We start from the raw sequence: 5815 nt of genomic DNA, 5'->3' as shown, positions 1-5815 counted from the left end.
GTCGTGAACTTCCACCGAACTACTACTTTGCCACGTAGGACTATGAAAAAAGTGCGAGACTACTCCGCTAATCTTTTTAGCACAGTCGCAAGCTTCTTATTGATTCGCTGCACCGCCGCCTGGACCTTAGCGTCATGATCAGTGCTTGGCAGCGGAGAAATAACCGGGCTCTTGCCGTCGGTAGTAATTTTAAGCGGAGTCTCCATAGTAACCCCAAGTAATTCCAGAATTGGCCTTGTCAATGATTAACGCAGCACTATTGCCATGTTGCACCAAGGTCTTAATCATAGGTTATCGCTCTGTAATTACATAGTACTTGCATTGTATCACGTATTAGCCGCAGATAGTCTGTTGTGATGGATACAACCTTGTTTCTCCTGCGAAACCTACCACAAAGAGATAATCGGCGTTTTTTCCAAATAGTGTCATTTGACGATTATTGGAGACATGTTTAAATAAGGCCTAATTAGAACAGGCAGCACAAACAACTAGCTCACCATCGCCAATAGGTCTTGGTAGCTTTGAACTACATCGTACCTGACGTTACCATTGCTAATTTTTTCAAAGTGTTTCCTGGCACAATGTATCTTGGCCTCTTCAATTTTTCTCAGCTCCATAGAATCCATGCTGCCCTTGGTTTCAGCAATAAAATATACATGTTTGACTTTATCCTCTTGGAACACAATGGCCCAATCGGGGTTGTAGTTTCCTACCGGTGTAGGAATAAAGAAGCCTCGCGGCAACTTGGCATAAACACAGACTTCTTGGCTTATGTCCATGTCTTGGGCGAACTTTCTTTCCGTCTTAGAGTCAGTGATTACATAGTCATAGACATGTTTGCTGACTGGCAGGGCGTTTTCGCCGAGCATACCTTTGAGGGTATTTTGGGTGAAAATATCAGTATCGTAAGTCTCACTGGTAGGATTGTACGTGATCCGCTCGATGATGGTAGTAGCTTTTTCTTCGTTAATTATTCTCGCGCCCTTCAGAATAAACTCTTCAGGGTTTTTCCTGAAAAGATCAAACGTTTCCCCCGTTATTCCTGTTAAGATTCTTACGATGGTCTTACGAGTCAGTCCGGTTTCCCCCATAAGCTTGCCTACCAGGTCGTAACGCACTCCTGAAGTGACTTTCCCATGGATTTTGCCTGTTTCTAACTCTCTGGCTACAAAAGCTTCGCCCTTTTCCAATTGCTCTTTCGAATCAATGGATTCCAAGACTCCATCCGTTATCTGGTAGAATACATCGGTTATCCTTAATCTTGTGTCCAGGGCTCTTATACATCTTTCTAACAGCTCTTCGGTGTTAAAGTCCACAGCATAAGCCGTCTTAACGTTTATTTTCTTCCACAGCTTTTGAAACTCTTTTTTATAGAAGTTATCGTTTAGCTTTAACTCCACATTTTTGTTCCGTTCGTTTTGAACTAACGGGGAAGCAGTCTCACTGTATATCGTACTGACAAGTTCTATCACAGCCTGTTTGTGATTCTTGAAGTCCTCAGGGAGCACAATTTCTCCCTGTTCCACGGCCTGATAATAATCCTCTGTCAGATTATCATCTTCGTCAATATAACGGTTCCTGACAAAAGCATGGTAGAGTCTCCTCGCTATCCGCTCATTAATCCTTATTTCTTCTTCCTGCTCGTTGGTGAGAACGTTACCCAGGAAAAACTGTATGTCGGCTTTGCGGGGACGATCGGATAAGGTCTCGGCGATCTCCCTCTGCAGGTCCCGAGCAAAGGCTTCATAGGATTCACTGGCCACAACAGAGAGGACATTGACCCCGTGCACTCCGACCCCAGGCACTGAGCCATCGATCCTTTCACCATCCTGATTTACGCACAGCCTAAGGCCCCTTCCCACTTCCTGCCGCTTTTTAATAGTAGAGTCGCTATGCTTTAAGGTACAAATCTGAAACACGTTGGGATTATCCCAGCCTTCTTTTAACGCTGAGTGGGAAAAGATGAAGCGGGTTGGTTCAGAAAAACTCAAAAGCCTTTCCTTGTCTTTCATAATCAAATCGTAAGCATTTTCATCTGCAGAGTCGGTCTCCCTAGCCCTTACTCTTGGGTTGATCATCCGCCCCTGTTTATCGATGGCGAAATAGCCGTTATGGGTCTGTTCTACATCTATCCGCCTTAAATAGTCAGCATATCGATTTTTGATATCTGCATTTTTCAGGTATTCATTCACCAACATCCGGTACTCTTCTTCAAAGATTTGGGCATATTCGCCGCTTAGCTTGTTTCCATTTTGGTCGTATTGCCTGTATTTTGCCACCTCGTCGATGAAGAACAGTGAGAGCACCTTGATGCCTCGATAATGCAAATCCCGTTCTTTTTCTAAATGGGATTTAATCGTTTCGCGGATCTGAATACGGCGCAAAGTGAGCTCGTTAACATTCCCCTGGACCTCTCCTGCTGACAAAACAACTCCGTTGGCAAACTCTATAGTATTTCTAGCCCCGTTAATTTCGGATACAACATAACCTTTATACTGTTCAAGGCCACCAGACAGCTCATAAAGATTGTCGTTAACCGAAACCCGCCTCAATTGTCGTCTGATGCTAGAACGAGTCTTCTTCTCAAGCTCTAAGCGAGCCTGTGGATAGTGTTTCTGGCTTATGTCTACCCCTTCTAGATAAAGGTAGCCATCGGTGGCAGTAGTACCTTTTACGGTAATGCCCTTAACATTGATCTTCTTCACCAGTTTTTTATTGTAAGCATCTAGGGCATCTAAGCGATAAACCTTATTATAATCGTGTCGATGAGTAGCCGAGTAGCGAACAGTGAATAAAGGGTTAAAAAGCTTTAGGGCCTCTACTGTCTTTTTGCCTTCTACCGACTGCGGCTCGTCAATAATCAAAATAGGATTGGCCTGAGCAATGACATCTATTGGCATCCGGGACTGAAATTCGTCCAGTTCCATGTAAATCCTGCGGGCATCCTTGCCCCGGGCGTTAAAAGCCTGGGTATTGATAATCATGACGTTGATCCCGGGATCACTGGCAAATTGGTCTATCTTGTGCAGCTGTCGAGAATTATAGATGAAATAGCGGGCCTTACGTCCATACTGCCCCATAAAGTGTTCTTCCATTATCTCAAAGGACTTCTTAACCCCTTCTCTGATAGCGATAGAGGGAACCACCACGACATATTTACCCCAGCCGTATCTCTCAAACAACTCAAACATAGTCTTGATGTAGACGTAGGTCTTCCCTGTCCCCGTTTCCATCTCCACTGTAAGATTATATCTACCTTCTAATTTGGGAGATATGTTCAATCCGTTTCTGGCCTGGACCTTTTTGATATTATCAAATACTTCATCCGGCGTGAGCTCGATGGGCCTGTTCTTAAACCCAATATCTGCATAGGAAAAGCCCCCCTGGTGGCCCGAGTTTAGTTGTCCCATGTCTAAAGTAAAAAGAGACTGCCCACCTGGCTGGCCGGCAAAACACTCCACTATAGCACTCGCCGCGTCGGTCTGAAACTGCTGGATCTTAAACTTTAGCTTCAATATCTATCACCTGCCTAAATAACCCTTATTTCGGTTGTAGGGGACAGCAGCTTAAACAGTTCCTCTACGTTAATCCGGGCTGCATCATCAGTAAAAGAGCTATCCCTAAACACCACTCGCAAAGGCTTTTCTTTGGCAATTTCCCGAACCAGGTCCTCACAAACACCTACATCAAAGCAGGCCACTAGTGAATTGCCGCCCACAAAATGGACTTCCTTGCCTAAAATATGTCTGGTTTCCATAGGCAAGGAAACTTGCACCCCCCATTCCAACATAACCTGAATTAAGAGGTCTTCCCCGGTCCGGTCTTCTTTAATGTTGGACACCATTCCAAATAAATCCCGTTGAGAAAGTTCCCCCGGGCGATAATAGACGTCCTTCATGTTAGAGGAGTCCACCTTGAACACTCGAAAGCCATAGTCAATATCGGCGCCGGTCTCTTCATGGATCTTTTTAGCCGCTCTCCTGATGCGCTCCTTACCAATTTCAGAGATGTTTTCAAAGCCTACCTTATATGCTTCCGAATCTTCAGGGCAGGGTTCGGGAAGCTGAACCATGATAAACTTTCGGTTACCGCCATCTTCGGCATTTAGCTGCATGACAGCATGGGCGGTGGTAGCAGAGCCGGAGAAAAAGTCAAGGATGATATCATTTGCTGGCATAACTGCACCGGCAATATGTGTAAGTAATGCAATTGGCTTTGGATAATCCACATAACTTTCCCCAAACAGTGCTCTAAGTGCATCTGTTCCTTGTTGGGTGGAAAAGTTGTCGTAATAAATACTTCTCAAAGCTTTCCCTTCATAGTCTGATTTAAATTTCTTGAAACGTGGTACATTACCTTTATTTAAGAAGACCTTGTGTTGTTCAAAAACTTGTTTAATACTCTGTTTTGTGTAAGCCCATCGGCGTATGAATTTGGCAATATCTTTTTGCTGATCATAATATGTATAATTGGTATCGTCACTATCAAGAACATCCCGCAAAACAACGGTACTTTCTCCATAATTAAAGTAATCTAATCTAGCTCTTCCTTCTTCATCTATATCAAAGACTGTCTTATCTTTATGGCTAAAATGAACCTCAATCATGAATAACTGATTGGGATTTTTGTTCTTTGATGGAGCTGTAAAAGCACAGCTTTCCCACGGCCCCCGCTCATCATTATCAGGATTTTGAAAATTACCATCACTTTCATCAAAAATTCGCCATTTTGGCATGGAATCCTTATTCTTTCCATACACAATTACATATTCGTGTTCATCGAAAACATGTTGAATGCTGCTTCCAGCTCCAGTTTTTTTCTTCCACACCAATTGTGTAATAAAATTCTGTTTCCCAAATATTTCATCGCAAATTCTCCTTAAATTATGTACTTCATTGTTATCAATACTTATGAATATTGCTCCATCCTCCCGCAGCAAATTCCTGGCCAGTTTGAGCCGGGGATACATCATGCTCAGCCAGTCGCTGTGGAAGCGCCCGTTGGACTCGGTGTTCTGGAAAAGCCGATTGCCGTCGCCGTCAACCTGTCCAGATTCAGTCAGGTATTCTTCCCTGCTTTGGTTAAAACTGTCTTTGTAGATGAAGTCCTTCCCGGTGTTGTAAGGGGGATCGATGTAAATGCATTTGATCTTGTTGAGATAGGCTTCCTGCAGGACCTTGAGGGCCTCCAGGTTATCCCCTTCAATATACAAGTTACCGGTGTTTTCCCAATCCACGCTCTCCTCCTTGACAGGACGCAATGTGTTGTTGGTAGGCAGGTTAGCCAGGAGTATGGCTTCCTTTTTGCCCGGCCACGTAAGCTGGTAGCGCTCCCTGTCCCCCTCTATCACCCAATCGGACAACTCCTGTTTTAGTAGTTCAAAGTCAACAGCTTTGATCAGATTTCCCTGTTCGTCCCTCGCCTCTGTAATTACACTCGGGAACATTTCTGCCAGTTTTTCTATGTTCTCCTGAATCAGATCTTTTGTCCGCATTCTTAGCTTCCCCATATGCCAAACCTCCCCTCATTCTAGTATCTTCTCTGGCTTTTTCTTTTTCTCCTGCAACTTCAAGCTGCATTCTGGTTAGATCTGCTACTAATGTGGCCTCATAGTAATTGTGAAGTTAAAGTATCAAAATAGCCCCTTGCTGCTTATAGCCAGCGAAGGGCTTTATTGCATCTCACAATCTTACGCTACCCGCTATGGGATTTGAAACTCTTTCCCACATTCAAGGCGCAATTGGGCCACTTGGCCACATTATGATGCCTGGCCAAGTATCCGCAACCCTCACATCTAACAGCGAGGGACTTGAAT

General features: G+C 44.2%; 3 protein-coding genes. All 3 read right to left on the bottom strand.

What is annotated here, in order from left to right; genetic code table 11:
* Positions 1-59 precede the first annotated feature (59 nt).
* The 3 genes from AC1U9U_RS15235 to AC1U9U_RS15225 all read right to left on the bottom strand — a co-directional run bounded on the left by AC1U9U_RS15235 (position 60) and on the right by AC1U9U_RS15225 (position 5509).
* Entirely contained in the window at positions 60-242 is a 183-nt protein-coding gene (locus AC1U9U_RS15235) for an AbrB/MazE/SpoVT family DNA-binding domain-containing protein (RefSeq protein ID WP_479961404.1), read from the bottom strand.
* A 246-nt stretch (positions 243-488) separates the two neighbouring features.
* Entirely contained in the window at positions 489-3515 is a 3027-nt protein-coding gene (locus AC1U9U_RS15230) for a type III restriction-modification system endonuclease (RefSeq protein WP_479961403.1), read from the bottom strand.
* A 14-nt stretch (positions 3516-3529) separates the two neighbouring features.
* Positions 3530-5509, bottom strand: a complete 1980-nt coding sequence (locus tag AC1U9U_RS15225) for a site-specific DNA-methyltransferase (RefSeq protein ID WP_479961402.1) — start codon at positions 5507-5509, stop codon at positions 3530-3532.
* Positions 5510-5815 lie beyond the last annotated feature (306 nt).

Source organism: Desulfitobacterium sp. (assembly GCF_982384815.1).
The sequence above is the reverse complement of the archived record's forward strand: the minus strand, read 5'-3'. Positions and strand labels throughout refer to the sequence as shown.